At 67.8% G+C, this 15681-nt stretch carries 11 protein-coding genes; 6 read left to right on the forward strand and 5 right to left on the reverse strand.

Translation table 11 applies throughout. The annotated features are described in order from the left end of the window. Positions 1–167 precede the first annotated feature (167 nt). The 5 genes from K9U15_RS11515 to K9U15_RS11535 all read right to left on the reverse strand — a co-directional run bounded on the left by K9U15_RS11515 (position 168) and on the right by K9U15_RS11535 (position 5356). Positions 168–1355 (reverse strand): histone-lysine N-methyltransferase, encoded by a 1188-nt coding sequence (locus K9U15_RS11515; RefSeq protein WP_123674186.1) that lies wholly within the window; start codon positions 1353–1355, stop codon positions 168–170. Between the two features lie 32 nt (positions 1356–1387). Then, positions 1388–1750, reverse strand: a complete 363-nt coding sequence (locus K9U15_RS11520) for an SURF2 Surfeit locus protein 2 (RefSeq protein WP_096228281.1) — start codon at positions 1748–1750, stop codon at positions 1388–1390. Between the two features lie 40 nt (positions 1751–1790). Beyond that, positions 1791–2585: an iron export ABC transporter permease subunit FetB gene (fetB, locus tag K9U15_RS11525; RefSeq protein ID WP_278805382.1), complete on the reverse strand. Its 795-nt coding sequence runs from the start codon at positions 2583–2585 to the stop codon at positions 1791–1793. Continuing rightward, complete coding sequence (locus K9U15_RS11530; RefSeq protein ID WP_301156149.1) at positions 2582–3271, reverse strand: ATP-binding cassette domain-containing protein; 690 nt, start codon at positions 3269–3271, stop codon at positions 2582–2584. Before K9U15_RS11530 ends, fetB begins: the two co-directional genes overlap by 4 nt. Before the next feature lie 699 nt (positions 3272–3970). Continuing rightward, positions 3971–5356: a TrpB-like pyridoxal phosphate-dependent enzyme gene (locus K9U15_RS11535; protein WP_301156150.1), complete on the reverse strand. Its 1386-nt coding sequence runs from the start codon at positions 5354–5356 to the stop codon at positions 3971–3973. Positions 5357–5999: 643 nt separating this feature from the next. Between K9U15_RS11535 and K9U15_RS11540 the strand changes: the two genes are divergently transcribed. From K9U15_RS11540 to K9U15_RS11565, 6 genes are all read left to right on the forward strand, one after another. Beyond that, a complete protein-coding gene (locus K9U15_RS11540) occupies positions 6000–7631 on the forward strand; it encodes an ABC transporter substrate-binding protein (RefSeq protein ID WP_096228277.1) in 1632 nt (543 codons plus the stop codon). Positions 7632–7863: 232 nt separating this feature from the next. Beyond that, the gene (locus K9U15_RS11545) at positions 7864–8883 is read left to right on the forward strand and encodes an ABC transporter permease (RefSeq protein ID WP_096228276.1); all 1020 of its coding nucleotides are present in this window, start codon (positions 7864–7866) and stop codon (positions 8881–8883) included. A 5-nt stretch (positions 8884–8888) separates the two neighbouring features. Then, positions 8889–9818, forward strand: coding sequence for a nickel transporter permease (nikC, locus tag K9U15_RS11550; protein ID WP_167380506.1), 930 nt, complete (start codon positions 8889–8891; stop codon positions 9816–9818). 4 nt (positions 9819–9822) lie between these two features. Further along, positions 9823–10950: an ABC transporter ATP-binding protein gene (locus tag K9U15_RS11555; protein WP_096228274.1), complete on the forward strand. Its 1128-nt coding sequence runs from the start codon at positions 9823–9825 to the stop codon at positions 10948–10950. Further along, complete coding sequence (locus tag K9U15_RS11560; RefSeq protein ID WP_096228273.1) at positions 10947–12017, forward strand: ABC transporter ATP-binding protein; 1071 nt, start codon at positions 10947–10949, stop codon at positions 12015–12017. The genes K9U15_RS11555 and K9U15_RS11560 overlap by 4 nt, the downstream gene beginning before the upstream one ends. A gap of 92 nt (positions 12018–12109) precedes the next feature. Continuing rightward, positions 12110–15112, forward strand: a complete 3003-nt coding sequence (locus K9U15_RS11565) for an insulinase family protein (protein ID WP_301156151.1) — start codon at positions 12110–12112, stop codon at positions 15110–15112. Positions 15113–15681: the final 569 nt, after the last annotated feature.

The following is a 15681-nucleotide window of genomic DNA, read 5'->3' on the forward strand; positions in this document are numbered from 1 at the left end:
ATATTGTCGTAGCAAGTCAGCGAGGCCGGACGCGGTGCCCGAGATTGGCGCGATCCCGGAGGCGAAGCGTACTGCGGTACGCGAGCCTCCGGGATCGCGGCAAGATCGGGCACCACGGCCGGCCGCAGCGTCGGCAGGTTCCGGCGGCCGGGAGGCCGCCGGAACCCCTAAGCGTTGATGTACACGTAGATGATGCGGATGGTGTCGGCCAGGTTGCCGGACATGTTCGCGGTGGTGTAGTTATAGGACAGCACCGCGGACCACTCGTGGGGCGCGCCGTTCAGGTCGACCGTGCCCGAGAACGAGCAGTTCTCCTTCACGAGGGTCGTGCCGTCGGTGTCGTAGGTGGAGTAGGCCGTCTTGTCCTCGGGCAGCACGGCCGCGCCCTCGACTACCGGTATGCCGGCTTCCTGCAGCGTCTTCTCCACCACGTGCTCGTTCTTGACGGCATCGGCGAAGCTGAGCGTGCCGTAGCCGAGCGCGGCGGTGGAGGCGGAATAGCCCGCCTGCACGACCTTGCCCTCCTCGTTGAGGCCCAGGTACACCGTGGGCGTGCCCGTGCGCGTGTCGGCCGGCTCGTCAGTCAAAGCCACCGTCACGTCCTTCTTGATGGGGTTGCCCTCCTCGTTCACGTCCTTCGAGGCGGTTACCTGGGCGCCATGGGCGAGCGCAGCCAGGGCCTCGTCCTGGCCGAGTCCCAGCACGGCGGCGAGGTTCGGCGCCTCGGTCTTCTTCGTGGTCTCGGTGGAGGCGTCCTTCGTCTCCTCCTGCTGGATGGCGGTCACCTCCTGCGCGTCCTGCTGCTGCTGCGTCTGCTGGGCGGCCAGCGTCTGGCTCTCGGTGACGAGGCGCCAGGTGAGGTAGCCCAGAACGCCGATGAGCACCACCAGCAGCACGATAACCACGATGAGCACGCGGCGCATGCGGCGCGACTTGCGCATATGCGGGGGCACGTCCGTCTTGTCCTTCTTGCCGTGGAGGCCCTTCGGCGGCTCGGGCTCCAGGGGCGCCTCGTCGTCGAGCAGCAGCGACGGCGTGTCGCGCGGCTCGAGGCTGTCGAAGGCGTCCGGGTACTCGTCGTCGGTGTCGCCCTTGTAGCTGAAGCCGCCGGCATGCGCCGGGCCGCTCGGAGCACCGTCCACCGGGGCGAACGCCTGAGTGAGGCCGATGGCGTTGTCCCGGCCGTCGGCAGGAGCCTCGGGCGCTGCGGCCGCCGGGTCGGCGCCGACGGGCGCGAACGCCTCCGTCAGGCCAATGCGCTCGTCGCGGTCGTCTGCGGCAGGGCCGCCGGCATCGGGAGTGCGATCGGGATCCGATGGGGCCCCGGATGGTTTGCTTGCAGCGTGTTTTGGCATCGTTCGACCTTCCTGCCTTTGAGGAGAGCGCATCAGCGCATGAAGAAGAAGTAGTATGCGGCGAACCCTACGATGAGCAGCAGCGCCGTAGCCAGCACGGCCTTCTGGGCCTTGGGCATGGGTGCTCCCGAAAGATCTTCGAGCCGCTGCTCGCGACAGGGCTCCTCCGAGGACCGCGGCATCTCGCCCGAGCGGCTGGAAGACGGGTTGCCGGATACGTCCTCTTCCGCGGCGGCCTCGCCGGACGCAGGTTCCTCGGCAACGGGCGCGCAATCGGGCTCCGGCACGGGTACGGGGACCGGGCGCGAAACCGCGCGGGCGCCCGCCTGGATGACGACGTCGTCATCATCGTCGGTGGTAACCGTAATATGGGAAAACGCCTTCTCGTCAGCCACGGTGCATTCCTTTCGCGTCTTGCCGATTATAAGGTACGGCCTATCCGCGCAGGCCCTTGTCCAAATAATATCCATCGGGGGCGAAGCGGCGGCGGTACGTGAGATAGCTCGCCATGACGATGGCGATGGTGTTGGCCGCCGAAAGCATGAGCATGACCACGATCTGGTACTTGGCCGCGGCCAGCGGGTCGGCGCCCGCGAGCAGCTGGCCGGTCATCATGCCGGGGAACGTCACGATGCCCGCCGCCGACATGTTGGCGAGCACCGGCGTCATGCCCGCCCCGATGGCGGCCTTGAGCGAGGGGGCGGCCGCCTCGTGCGGCGTCGCCCCCAGCGCCACGAGCGAGAACATCTCGGAAGCACGGGCGTCCATGTCCGTGAACAGCCTATCGATGGCCACGGCCACGGCCGCCATGGCGTTGCCCATGATCATGCCCACGATGGGCACGAGCTGCCGCGCGTTGTACCACGGCTCGGCGTGCACGACCCCTTCCACCACGATAAGGCCGATGGCAGTGGACGACACGAAGAGCGAGACGAACACGGCGGGCACCAGCCCGGGGATGCGGCTCTTCACGCGCGACGTGGCGATCTGCGTGGCGGCGATCACCATGGCCGCCAGCACGAGCAGCACGAGCCACCACGTTTGGAACTCGAACAGGTACGTGAGCAGGAAGCCCGCGGCGAGGAGCTGCACGAAGCAGCGCACCGACGACACGGCGATGCGGCGCGTCTGCCCGAGCTCCAGCTTCCACGACACGAGGCCGGCCACGAGCATGAGGGCGCTCGCCGAGAAGAGCTCCACGTAGCCGATGTCCACCACGCCGTCGGTCACGGGCGCACCCCCTCCCCGCCCGCCGACGCGAAGGAGAGCGCGCCGTCCGCCAGCGTGAACGTGCCGGACGCGAAGCCGTCGGAGGCGCGGTGGCGGATGCGCAGGCAGGCGGTGCGCGCGTCCACGAGGCTGCGCGTGAGGCGGCCCACCGCGAGCGCGGAGTCGTCGTCGAGCGCCGCGTCCACCTCGTCGAGCAGCAGCACGCGGGGGCGCGTGGCGAACGCGCGCAGGAGCGCCACGCGAGCGGCCTGGCCGCCGGAGAGCTGCGACACGTCGCGGGCCAGGCCCACGTCGGAGAGCTCGGCCGCGTCCAGCAGGCGCGCGAGCCCGTCGTCGGCGGGCGGCTGCGTGCCGGCGTTCACCTTGAGCCTCCACGGGAGCACCAGGTTGTCGCGCACCGTGCCCGCCACGAGCGCGGCTTGCTGCGGCACGAGGCACACCTGGCGGCGCCACTCGGTCGGCTTGAACGCCGAGGAGGGCCGTCCGTCCAGGTAGAGCTCGCCGGAGTCGCGCCCCAGCATGAGCCCGCACGCACGCAGGAGCGTCGACTTCCCCGCACCCGAGGGCCCCACGAGGTCGCAGATCGCGCCCGCCTCGAGCGAGAGCGACGCGTCGCGCAGAAGCGGCACGGCTTCGCCGCCGCGACGGTAGGACAGGGCGATATGCTCGGCACGGAAAAGGCTCATGGAACCATGGTAGCACCGTTTCGCCTCATGAGGCGAAACGGTTGCCGGCTAGGATGCAGACGCGCGCCCGAGCAGGCGCGCCGCAGCGGGGCGGACGGGCGAAGCCTAGCGAAGCCCCGCCTGATGGACCCGCTGCACGGCGGGTGAATCCCCGTTCGCAGCGCGCCAGGGGACGCTGCCGGAACCGCAGGCCGCCCTCGCGCGCCTGAAAGGCCGGGATCTGCCGCCGATTCCGGCCCTTCCTGTCAAAAAAGAGCCGGTTTGGCAATCGACAGCGTAACGCTCAAAAAGGCGACCTGGCCTTTCTCGAGGCGACCTGTCGAAAGGCGCCTCGAAACGCGCTTCTCTATTGCCAAACCGGCTCTTTTTTGACAGGAAGGACGGTTTCGCGTGACAAAAACACCGGCCTATGCGGAGACAGCCATCACCTGCGCGGCGCAGCTCCCTACCCGGGGCGGCGCCCCTGCGCTTTACGGAGCTCCCGCTCGGTGCGATCCCCGTGCAGTGCGGCGTCCCCCGTGCGAAGCTCGAGCGCAGGGCTCCCGCGTAACGCGACGCAGCTCCCAGCCCAGGCGACCCGCTCGCATGGTGTGGCGCCCCCGACAGGCATCGCGCCCGTTGCCAAGCGGGGAGCGCGGCCGCGGCCGGGTGGCCGGGGGGGGGGACGCCCCTCCTCCGGCCTCGGCCGAGGGCCGCCTCCTACTGCAGGCCCTCGATGTGCGGGATGGTGGCGAAGCCGGCTTCCAGTTCCTCGTCGGTGGGCTCGTGGTCGACCATCTCGCCCTTGTTGAAGGCGTCGTAGGCCTTCATGTCGAAGTAGCCGGTGCCGGTGAGGCCGAACAGGATGGTCTTGGCCTCCCCCGTCTCGGCGCAGCGGCGCGCCTCCTCCATGGCCTGGTAGATGGCGTGCGCGCTCTCGGGCGCGGGCAGGATGGTCTCCACGCGCGCGAACTCCACGGCGGCGGCGAACACGTCGGTCTGCCTCACGGCCACGGCCTCCAGGTAGCCGTCGTGCTTCAACTTCGACACGATGGGGCTCATGCCGTGATAGCGCAGGCCGCCGGCGTGGTCGGCGCTGGGCTGGAAGCCGTTGCCGAGCGTGTACATCTTGGCAAGCGGGCACGTCTGGCCCGTGTCGGCGAAGTCGTAGGCGTAGCGCCCGCGCGTGAGCGAGGGGCAGCTCGCGGGCTCCACGGCCACGAAGCGCGTGTCGGGACGCTCGCCGCGCAGCGTGTCGCGCATGAACGGCGCGATGAGGCCGCCCAGGTTCGACCCGCCGCCCGCGCAGCCTATCACCACGTCCGGGTACTCGCCCAGCTCTTGAAAAGCGGCGTAGCTCTCCAACCCGATGACCGACTGGTGCAGCACCACCTGGTTGAGCACGCTGCCCAGCGTGTAGCGCCCCTTGTTCTCGGGGATGTTCAGCGCGCGCTCCACCGCCTCGGAGATGGCCGTGCCGAGCGATCCCGTGGAATCGGGATGCTCGGAGAGCATCTTGCGGCCGATGGCCGTGGTGTCCGACGGCGAGGGCGTGACGTTGGCCTTGAACGTCTCCATGATGTTGCGGCGGAACGGCTTCTGCTCGTAGGAGCACTTCACCATGAACACGTCCAGGTTGAGTCCGAAGTGGTCGGCGGCCTCGGCGAGCGCCGTGCCCCACTGGCCCGCACCCGTCTCGGTGGTGATGCCCGTGAGCTCCTGGGCCTTGGCGTAGTAGGCCTGCGCGATGGCCGAGTTCAGCTTGTGGGAGCCGGACGTGTTGTTGCCCTCGAACTTGTAGTAGATCTTCGCGGGCGTGCCCAGGGCGCGCTCCAGGTTGTACGCGCGGCACAGCGGCGAGGGCCGGTAGATGCGGTACATCTCCCGCACGGGCTCGGGGATGTCGAAGTAGGCCGTGTCGTCGTCGAGCTCCTGCGCCACCAGCTCGTCGCAGAACACGGGCGCGAGGTCCTCGGGGCGCGCCACGGCGCCGTTCGGCAGCCGGATGGGCTCGGGCTTCTCCGGCATGTCGGCCCGCAGGTTGTACCACTGCGCGGGGATCTGGTCTTCTCGCAGGTACAGGCGGTGCGGCGCGTTCTCGGTCATGATGGTTCCTTTCACGTTGCTGCGGCGTCCCCGCCGCGGTTCATCCTCCGTCCGCGCAAACAAAAAGAGCCCCCGGATCTCCGAGGGCTCTTCTGTGTATGCATGCGCGGAACAGAAGCCTATGCGAGACCCGGGATCAATGCCTTCTCTTCCACCACCACGCGCCGACGGGCAACGTGTTAAGCACGCTGTCGGCGAAAGCTGCGGTGTGGGCGGTTGAGGGCATTGCGGCCTTTCTTCGGTCGGGCTTTCCGGGTCGGACGAAGCATAGCACCAACCGGGCGGCCTTGGGAAGGGGGCAATCCCGATCGCGGCAAGCCGCTCGGCGCGCAGGCCCTCTTGCGGCCCTACCGCGAGCGGGCTGGCAGAGCAGGCTCCGCAGGCGCGCCCTCGCGTAAGCGGCCGGCCCGGCAGCGGGGCCCTCCGCCCGCCGCCCCTTCCGCTGCCTTTCGGGGGCCAATTGGTGCGCTCGGCAGATTAATATCGCGTTTCGGGCGGTTTTGTTGCGCTTCCTTACGCTTTATTGTAATAAAGTATACGGATACGCGACGGTCGCCGCAGGATGCGACGTACCGCGCGCGAGCTGAAAGCTCGAAGGAGGGCCCCGCGACGCGCGGGGTTTGAGGGAAGGAGACATACCCCTATGGAAAGCAAGAGTGCGTTCAGCAGGCGTCAGTTCATGGAGCTGCTCGGCGTGTCGGCGGCAGGCTTCGGCCTCGTCAGCATGGCAGGCTGCGGCGGTGGCGACGACGCCAAGAAGGACGAGGGCGCGGACGCCCCCGCCGGCGGCGGCACGGCCGACACCATCACGTACAGCCTGACGGCCGACCCGCGCGCGGTCGACCCGGCGTACTTCGACGACGGCGAGTCCGCCGTGGTGTCCTGCAACATGTACGAGGGCCTGTACCAGTACGGCAAGACCGACGCGAAGGTGTCGCCCTGCCTGGCCAAGGACCTGCCCGAGATCTCCGACGACGGCCTGGTGTACACCATCAAGCTCAACGAGGGCATCAAGTTCCATGACGGCACCGACTTCAACGCCGAGGCCGTGAAGGCCTCCATCGAGCGTCAGCTCGAGCCCAACCGCAACTCCGACATGCCCTACGCGTCGTTCGTGTTCGGCGAGGAAGAGGCGGGCAACGGCGTCGCGAGCGTCGAGGCCGTTGACGACTACACCGTGAAGATCACGATGCGCGCGGCTTCCGCCCCGTTCGTGAAGAACCTCGCCATGGCCCTGGCCTCCCCCATCGTGGCGCCGAGCGCCATCGAGGCGGCCACCGACGGCCAGGCCATCACCAACCCCGTGGGCACCGGCCCCTACAAGTTCGTCGACTGGACGAAGGGCGCTTCGGTCACCCTCGTTGCCAACGAGGACTACTGGGGCGAGGCTCCCAAGACGAAGAACCTCGTGTTCAAGATCATCGCCGAGGGCAACACGCGCCTGACCTCGCTCATCAACGGCGAGTGCGACATCATCTCCAGCGTCGACCCCGCATCGGCCGACCAGATCGTCGACAACGGCTTCGAGCTGTTCTCCGAGGACGGCATGACCATCAACTACATGGCGTTCAACACCGAGACCGGCAAGTGCACGGACCAGGAGGTCCGCAAGGCCGTGGCCCAGGCCATCAACGTCGAGGAGATGGTGAAGTCCATCTACGGCGACTACGCCACCGTGGCGAACTCGGTCATGCCCACCTGGATGGCCCCCTACACCAAGGACGTCAAGCAGACGGCCTACGATCCCGAGGCCGCCAAGAAGACGCTGGCCGACAAGGGCATCACGTCGCTGCAGTGCATCACCTACACCACCGCCCGCCCCTACAACCAGAAGGGCGGCAGCGACCTGGCCAACATGATCCAGGGCTACCTGTCCGCCGTGGGCGTGGAGCTGAGCATCACGCAGTACGACTGGACCACCTACAAGACGAAGGTGCAGACGGACCCGTACGACATCTGCTTCTACGGCTGGACGGGCGATAACGGCGACCCGGACAATTTCATGAACCTGCTCGCCGACACGAACTGGTCCATGAACGTGGCCCACTGGCAGGACGACGAGTACAAGGCGCTCATCGCCGAGGGCCTGAAGACCCCCGATGGCGACGCGCGCGACGCCATCTACCTGCAGTGCGAGGAAATGGTTGCCGAGAAGCAGCCGTGGGTGCTCATCTCCCACTCCAAGAACCTGCTGGGCTACAGCCCCAAGGTCAAGGACTTCTACTACCATCCGACGGGAGTCGTGTTCTTCAAGGGCGTCTCGAAGGAAGCGTAAAGGCTGTTCCCCGGCGCCCGCGAGGGCGCCGGGTTTTCCCTGTGCGGCCCGCACGTCGTATTCTCGTCGCGTGCGGGCCGCACTTGCGCTACACTGTCATCCGGTCGTAAACGATCTGATGATCTGCACGCCAAGGACGGTTTGGCGTGCCCGAAGCCGGGGGCCACGGGTCTTCGGCTTCGTTCCTGTATTCGTTCGGATAACGGAGCAGGACAGGTAAGAAAGGGGCTTTATGCTCAAGTACATCCTCAAGAGAATCCTCATGGTGATTCCCGTTTTGCTGGGTGTTACGATCATCATCTTCCTCATCACGCGCGTGTTGGCCCCGGACCCGGCTCCGGTGGTTCTGGGCGAGCACGCAACACCCGAGGCGATGGCGGCGTGGCGCGCGGACAACGGGTTGGACGATCCCATCTGGATGCAGTACATCAACTTCATCGTGGGCGCCGTGCAGGGCGACCTCGGAACGTCCTACTACACGCACCAGCCGGTCACGGCCGAGATCGCCGCGCGCTTCCCCGCCACGGCCGAGCTCGCCATCTGCGCCATCATCGTGGCATCGCTTTTGGGCGTGGCCCTCGGCGTGCTGGCGGCGGTGAAGAAGAACAAGCTTGCCGACAACGTGAGCATGGTGGTGGCCCTCGTGGGCGTCTCCATGCCAATCTTCTGGTCGGGCATCCTGCTCATCCTGCTGTTCGCCGGCATCCTGCACGTGCTGCCTTCGAGCGGGCGCGTGACGCCCCTGCTCCAACCCACCGGGGGGACGGGCTTCTTCATACTCGACACCATCATGCGGGGCGACTGGAAGGCGCTGGGCGACGTGCTCGTGCACCTCATCCTGCCCACGGTGGCGCTGTCGCTGTACTCCATGGCCATCATCACGCGCATGACGCGCTCGAGCATGCTCGAGACGCTGAACGCGGACTACATCCGCACCGCGCGCGCCAAGGGCCTGAAGAAGGGCACCGTGAACATCAAGCACGCGCTGCGCAACGCCATGCTGCCCATCTCCACGGTCATCGGCCTGCAGTTCGGCAGCCTCCTAGGCGGCGCGCTGCTCACCGAGACGGTGTTCGCCTGGCCGGGCATCGGCAAGTTCGCCGTCGACTGCGTGCTGAAGAGCGACTTCCCCGTCGTCCAGGGCATCGTGCTCTTGGTGGCGGTCATCTTCGTTATCATGAACCTTGTCGTCGATATCGTGTACGCCTACCTTGATCCCCGCATCAAGTACGGCGCGAAGGAAGAGGGGTGATATCGATGGGAAAGAAGCAGAAGCTCGCAACCGAGCCCGCCGCCGAGATCGTCTTGAACGGCGGGCCGGCCAAGGAGAAGCGCGAGAGCATCTGGAAGGACGTGTTCGCCGGCATCGTGTCGAACAAGGCGTCGCTCGTGAGCGGTATCTTCATCCTGCTGCTCATCATCATCGCGCTGGTCACGAAGTTCGTGCCGAGCGTGCTGCCCTACGACCCGTACGCGCAGAACCTGAGCGAGTCCTTGCTCGGGCCCTCGGCGCAGCATTGGTTCGGCACCGACATCCAGGGCCGCGACATCTTCTGCCGCGTGCTCGTCGGAACGCAGATCACGCTGACCGTGGGCCTGGCCGCCGTGGCCATCTCGCTGACGGTGGGCGTGCTCCTGGGCTCCATCGCCGGCTACAAGGGCGGCAAGGCGGATACGATCATCATGCGCATCATGGACATGATGCTGGCCATCCCCTCCATCCTGCTGGCCATCGCCATCATGGCGGCCCTCGGGCCCGGCATCGAGAAGGCGGTCGTGGCCATCGGCCTGGTGTCCATTCCCGAGTACGCGCGCATCGTGCGCTCGGAGATACTCTCCATCAAGGAGAACGACTACGTGGCCGCGGCGCGCGTCGTGGGCGACTCCAACGCCGCCATCATCTTCCGCCACGTGCTGCCGAACGTGCTGCCGTCCATCATCGTGCGCGCGACGCTCGGCATCTCCACCGCCATCCTGGATGCGGCGGCGCTCGGCTTCCTGGGCCTGGGCGTGCAGCCTCCGGCGGCCGAGTGGGGCGACATGCTGGGACGCGGCCGCAACGAGCTGTTCCGCGCGCCGTGGCTCATGATCTTCCCCGGCATGGCCATCACGCTGACCGTGCTGGCGTTCAACCTGCTGGGCGACGGCATCCGCGACGGCCTGGACCCCAAAGCAAGGAAGAGGTGATCGCATGCTGTTATCGGTGAAGAACCTCTCCACGGAGTTTCCCGTCAAGAAGGGCATCGTCAAGGCCGTCGAGGACGTGAGCTTCGACGTGGACGCCGGCGAGATCCTGGCCATCGTGGGCGAGTCGGGCTCCGGCAAGTCCGTGACCAGCCTCTCGGTCATGGGCCTTCTGGCCGAGCCGGGGCACGTGGCCGGCGGCTCGATGGAGTTCGAGGGCAAGGACCTGGTGACGCTGTCCGAACGCGAGTACCGCGAGCTGCGCGGCAACGACATGGCCATGATCTTCCAAGAGCCCATGACGTCGCTCAACCCGGTGTACCGCGTGGGCAAGCAGATCGTGGAGGCCATCCGCACGCACGAGAACGTGTCGAAGAAGGAGGCGCGCGAGCGCGCCATCGACATGCTGCGCAAGGTGGGCATCCCGAGCCCCGAGAAGCGCATCGACGACTACCCGCACCAGATGTCGGGCGGCATGCGCCAGCGCGTCATGATAGCCATGGCGCTGTCGTGCAACCCGAAGCTGCTCATCGCCGACGAGCCCACCACGGCCCTCGACGTGACCATCCAGGCGCAGATCCTGGACCTGCTGCGCCGCCTGCGCGACGATACCGGCATGGCCGTGCTGCTGATCACGCACGACCTGGGCGTGGTGTCCGAGACGGCCGACCGCGTGGTGGTCATGTACTGCGGCCAGGTGGTGGAGGAGGCCGAGGTGCGCACGCTGTTCGACCACCCGATGCATCCCTACACGCTGGGCCTGCTGAAGTCAATCCCCCGCCTGGAGGACGACGACTCGAAGCGCCTGTACATGATCAAGGGCATGGTGCCGAACCCGCTGGAGATGCCCCCGGGCTGCCACTTCTCCGACCGGTGCGACTCCTGCATGGACATCTGCCGCGAGAAGATCCCCGACCTGGTGGACGTGGGCGGCCACAAGGTGCGGTGCTTCCTGTACGAGAACGCCGAGGGCCAGGCCAAGAGCGCGGCCGCCATCGCCGAGGGCGAGGCCGAGGCGCATGCCGACGCCGAGGCGGCGCGCAACGTGGAGACGGCCGAGGCGCTGCTGGCCGGCGAGGAGATCCGCGAGGCAGAGCTAGAGGAACTTGAGAAGAGCGAGGAGGCGGGCCGATGAGCGAGAGCAACGGGAACAAGGCCGCTGCCGCCCAGCCGCAGGCGGGCGCGGACGGCACGTCCGCGCCCCAGCAGGATATCCTGCTGGACGTCCAGCACCTCACGAAGCGCTTCGCCGCCGAGACGAACTTCTTCGGCAAGGCCACTTCGCACGTGCAGGCCGTGGACGACGTGAGCTTCCAGATCCGCCGCGGCGAGGCGTTCGGCCTGGTGGGCGAGTCGGGCTGCGGCAAGACCACCGTGGGCAAGATGCTGGTGAACCTGCTGAAGCCCACGTCCGGCAAGATCATCTTCGACGGGCACGACCTCACGGCCATGAAGCCCGCGGAGCGCAAGGCCTACTGCAAGGACATCCAGCTGATCTTCCAGGACCCCTATGCGTCGCTGAACCCGCGCATGCGCATCGGCGACATCATCGCCGAGCCCATCCTCACCAACAACATCCTGCCGAAGGACCAGGTAGAGGATCGCGTGAACGAGCTGCTGGAGTGCGTGGGCCTGGCGAACTACATGCGCAACCGCTACCCCCACGAGTTCTCGGGCGGCCAGCGCCAACGCGTGGGCATCGCGCGGGCACTCGCCGTGAACCCGAAGCTCATCGTGTGCGACGAGCCGGTGTCGGCGCTCGACGTGTCCATCCAGGCTCAGGTGCTGAACCTGCTGGACGAGCTCAAGGAGCAGTTCGGCCTCACGTACCTGTTCATCGCCCACGGCCTGAACGTGGTGAAGCACGTGTCCGACCGCGTGGGCGTCATGTACCTGGGCAAGATGATGGAGATCGCCCCGAAGAAGTCGCTGTACGCCGACCCGCTGTCGCCGTACACGCAGGCGCTCCTGTCGGCCATCCCGTCGGTCGACCCGGCCACGAAGCGCGACCGCATCATTCTGGAAGGCGACGTGCCCAGCCCCATCGACCCGCCGCCCGGCTGCCGCTTCGCCGGCCGCTGCTTCGCGAAGGTCGAGGGCTGCGACGAGGTCATGCCCCCGCTGGTCGAGGTGAAGCCGAACCACCAGTGCGCCTGCCACCGCTACGACGAGGGCGGCCCGGGAACGGCGGTCATCGACTAGTCAACCGATAGTATGGAGGCCCTGCCGGGCCTCCTTTTTTTGTGCGACAATGAGCGGAAACGCAACGCTGCCACGAGGAAAGCGAGCCACCCATGGAACTCTCACCTAACGACCAGCTGCACGGGTTCACCGTGCTCACGCGCGAGGAGCTGCCCGAGATCGACGGGACGGCATACGTTCTCTCCCACCGGAAGAGCGGCGCGCGACTGCTCTACCTGGCGAACGACGACGCCAACAAGGCGTTCTCCATCGCGTTCAAGACGCCGCCCGCCGACGACACGGGCGTGTTCCACATACTGGAGCACTCCGTGCTGTGCGGCTCGGACAAGTTCCCCGTCAAGGAGCCGTTCGTGGACCTGCTGAAGAGCTCCATGCAGACGTTCCTGAACGCCATGACGTTCCCCGACAAGACCCTGTATCCCGTGGCAAGCACGAACGACCAGGACCTGCTGAACCTCGCGGACGTGTACCTGGACGCGGTGCTGCACCCGGCCATCTACCATAAGCGCGCCATCTTCGAGCAGGAGGGCTGGCACTACGAACTGGCCGCCGACGCGGAGGCCGACGAGGGCGACTCCATCGCGGGCGACCTCGTGGCGGCGACCGAGGCCGAGGACGGCCAGGCGGAGCTCGTGCTCAACGGCGTGGTGTACAACGAGATGAAGGGCGCGCTCTCCGACGCCAACTCCGTGCTCTACGACGAGCTGCAGGCGGCGCTGTTCCCCGACGCGGCCTACCGCTTCGAGTCGGGCGGTACGCCGCGCGCCATCCCCGACCTGACCTATGAGCAGTTCCTGGACGAGCACGCGCGCCACTACCGGCTGGACAACAGCTACCTCACGCTGTACGGCGACGTGGATCTGGATCGCATGCTGGCGTTCTTGGACCGGGAGTACCTCTCCCCCGTGGCCGACGAGGAGGCCGCCCGCGCTGCCGAGCGCACGGCAGCCGGCAGGGCGCCGCTCGAGCCGCACGCCCTGGAGGCCCAGGCGCCCGTGGTGGCCGAGCACGTGGTGCGCGACATGGACACGGCCCCCGAGAACGCCTGCGCGGGCCTGGGCTACGTCATAGGCGACGCTGCCGAGCGCACGCGCCTCGTGGCGGTGGACATCCTGCTGGACGCGCTCATGGGCAGCAACGAGGCGCCCGTGAAGCGCGCGCTGCTGGACGCCGGCCTGGCCGACGACGTGCAGGCATTCGTGGCCGACGGGATGCTGCAGCCGTTCGCCGTCGTGCAGCTGCGCGGGTCGAAGCCCGGGGCCGCCGGACGCTTCCGCGCCGCCTTCGAGGATGCCCTGCGCGCCGTGGCCGAGCAGGGCATCGACCGCACGCTCGTGGAGGCGTCGCTCTCGCGGGCCGAGTTCGTCATGCGCGAGCGCGACTTCGGCATGGCCGACGGCGTGGCGCTGTCCATGACGGCGCTGTCCGGCTGGCTCTACGACGACGAGATGGCCACGACCTACCTGCGCTACGAGGACGACTTCGCCCTGCTGCGCCGCGAGCTGGGCACGGGCTACTTCGAGCGCCTGATGATCGACGTGTTCCTGGAGAGCGGCCACTGGGCGTTGGCCGAGGTGCGGCCGCTCGAAGGCGACGAGGACGCCTACGAGGCCGAGCGACTGCGCGCCGCCGAGGCCGCCATGGGCCCCGAGGACTTCGCGCGCGTGGCCGACGAAGAGGCCGAGCTGCGACGCCTGCAGACCGAGCCCGACGCGCCCGCGGCGCTCGCCACGCTGCCGCGCCTGTCCGTGGCCGACATCGGCCCGGCGCCGGTCGAGCCCGTTTACGGCCTGGCTGAAGGCGCGCCCGCGCCCTGCCTGCGCCACGACATCCCCACGCGCGGCATCGCGTACGCCTACCGCTACTTCGACCTGGGGCGCGCGCGCTTCGAGGACCTGCCCTACGTCGCCGTGCTCGCGCTCGTGCTGGGCAAGCTGGGCACGGCGCGCCACACGGCCGCCGAGATCGACACGCTGGTGAACGGGCGGCTGGGTAACCTGTCGTTCTTCACCGAGATCTACGAGGAAGAGGACGGCGCAGGCGCCTTGGCGCCGAAGCTGGTGGTGGGCGCGAGCGCGCTCTCCGAGAACGTGGAGGCCGCCTGCGAGCTGCCGCTGGAGATCATGCTGGAGACCGACTTCGCCGACGCCGGGAAGATCAAGGACGTGCTGCAGCAGCGGCGCATCGGCATGGAGCAGGGCTTCGCCGCAGCCGGCCATGCGGCCGCCATGGCGCGCGTGGCATCGTACTACCTTCCCGCCGGCATCGTGCGCGAGCAAGTGGGGGGCGTGGACTTCTACCGCTTCCTGAAGGACCTGCTCGCGCACTACGACGAGCGTGCGGACGATCTGGCCGGCCGTCTGGCCGAGCTGGCGGGACGCCTGTTCGTGGACGACGGCTGCACGGTGAGCTTCACCGGCGCCGACGACGACTTCGAGCGGTTCTGGAGGGCCGGGGCCGTCACCGGGCGCATGGGATCCTCCGAGCGTCCGCTGGCCGTGCCCGCGCCCGCCGTGCGCAACGAGGCGTTCATCGTGCCCACCGACGTGTGCTACGCGGCGCAGGGCTTCGACCGCCGCGCCGACGGGGCGCCTTACACGGGCGCTTGGCAGGTGGCGGCGCGCGCGCTGTCCTACGACTTCCTGTGGAACGAGGTGCGCGTGAAGGGCGGCGCCTACGGGGCCGGCTTCGGGGCGGCGCGCACGGGCAACCTGCGCTTCTACTCCTATCGCGACCCGCATCTGGACGAGACGCTGGCGCGCTTCGCCGCCTCGGCAGCCTGGCTCGAGGCGTTCGACCCGAAGCCCGAGGCCATGGAGGGCTACGTGGTGAGCACCGTGGCGGGCTTCGACGCGCCGCTCAAGGCCCGCGCCCTGGCGCGCCGCCAGGACGGCGACTACTTCGGCGGCCGGACGCCCGAGGCGCGCCTCCAGACCCGCGAGGAGATGGTGGCGGCCGACCCGCAGGCCGTACGCGCGCTGGGCGCCCCCCTGGCCGACGCGGTGGCGCACGACGCCGTGTGCACGTTCGGCAGCAAGGACATCATCGAGGCCTCCCGCACCCCCTTCGACGTGGTCGACCTGCTGAACGAGTGATGCCCTGCCCGCTGCGCCGACCGCGGCGGCCGCACCGAGGATGCGCCCCTTGCGGCGCAGCGGCCGCCGCGGATGTGCACGCCATGGTGCGACGGCCGTTTGACCGCGGCAGAGCTGCTCCGTGACAAAAAACGCCCGAGATGCGCTCCAGCGCCCTAACGCGCTGGAGCGCATTCTTTTTTCGATCGCCGCTTCTTCGAACGCCCACTTTTCCCCATTCATTCGTTTTTTCGATCGCCTTTTTTTCATGCATCCTTTTTCATGCGCCCGTTTGGCGAGCGCACGGCTATCCCTATGCTCGAAATTTCAGCGCTCAGGATCGATCGATTTTTTCACTCGCCCGATTGGCGACAGCCTATTTCAGACGCTCGTTGTTTCGGCAGCCCGTCTCATCATCAGGGAACATTCCACAGGTTCGATCATCCGCTCGGCTGGCGGGTTCGGCCCTCCGTGCTCCTCGCGGCTCCCCTTCTTCCAGCGCCCGGGATGATGCCTCGCTGGCGGTGTTTCACGTGAAACATTTGTACGTGTTTGGTGCGACCTTGCGCCTTTCGAGCGAATAAATAAGA

Origin of the sequence: Gordonibacter sp. RACS_AR68 (assembly GCF_030418485.1) — a bacterium.
Lineage (GTDB): Bacteria > Actinomycetota > Coriobacteriia > Coriobacteriales > Eggerthellaceae > Gordonibacter > Gordonibacter urolithinfaciens.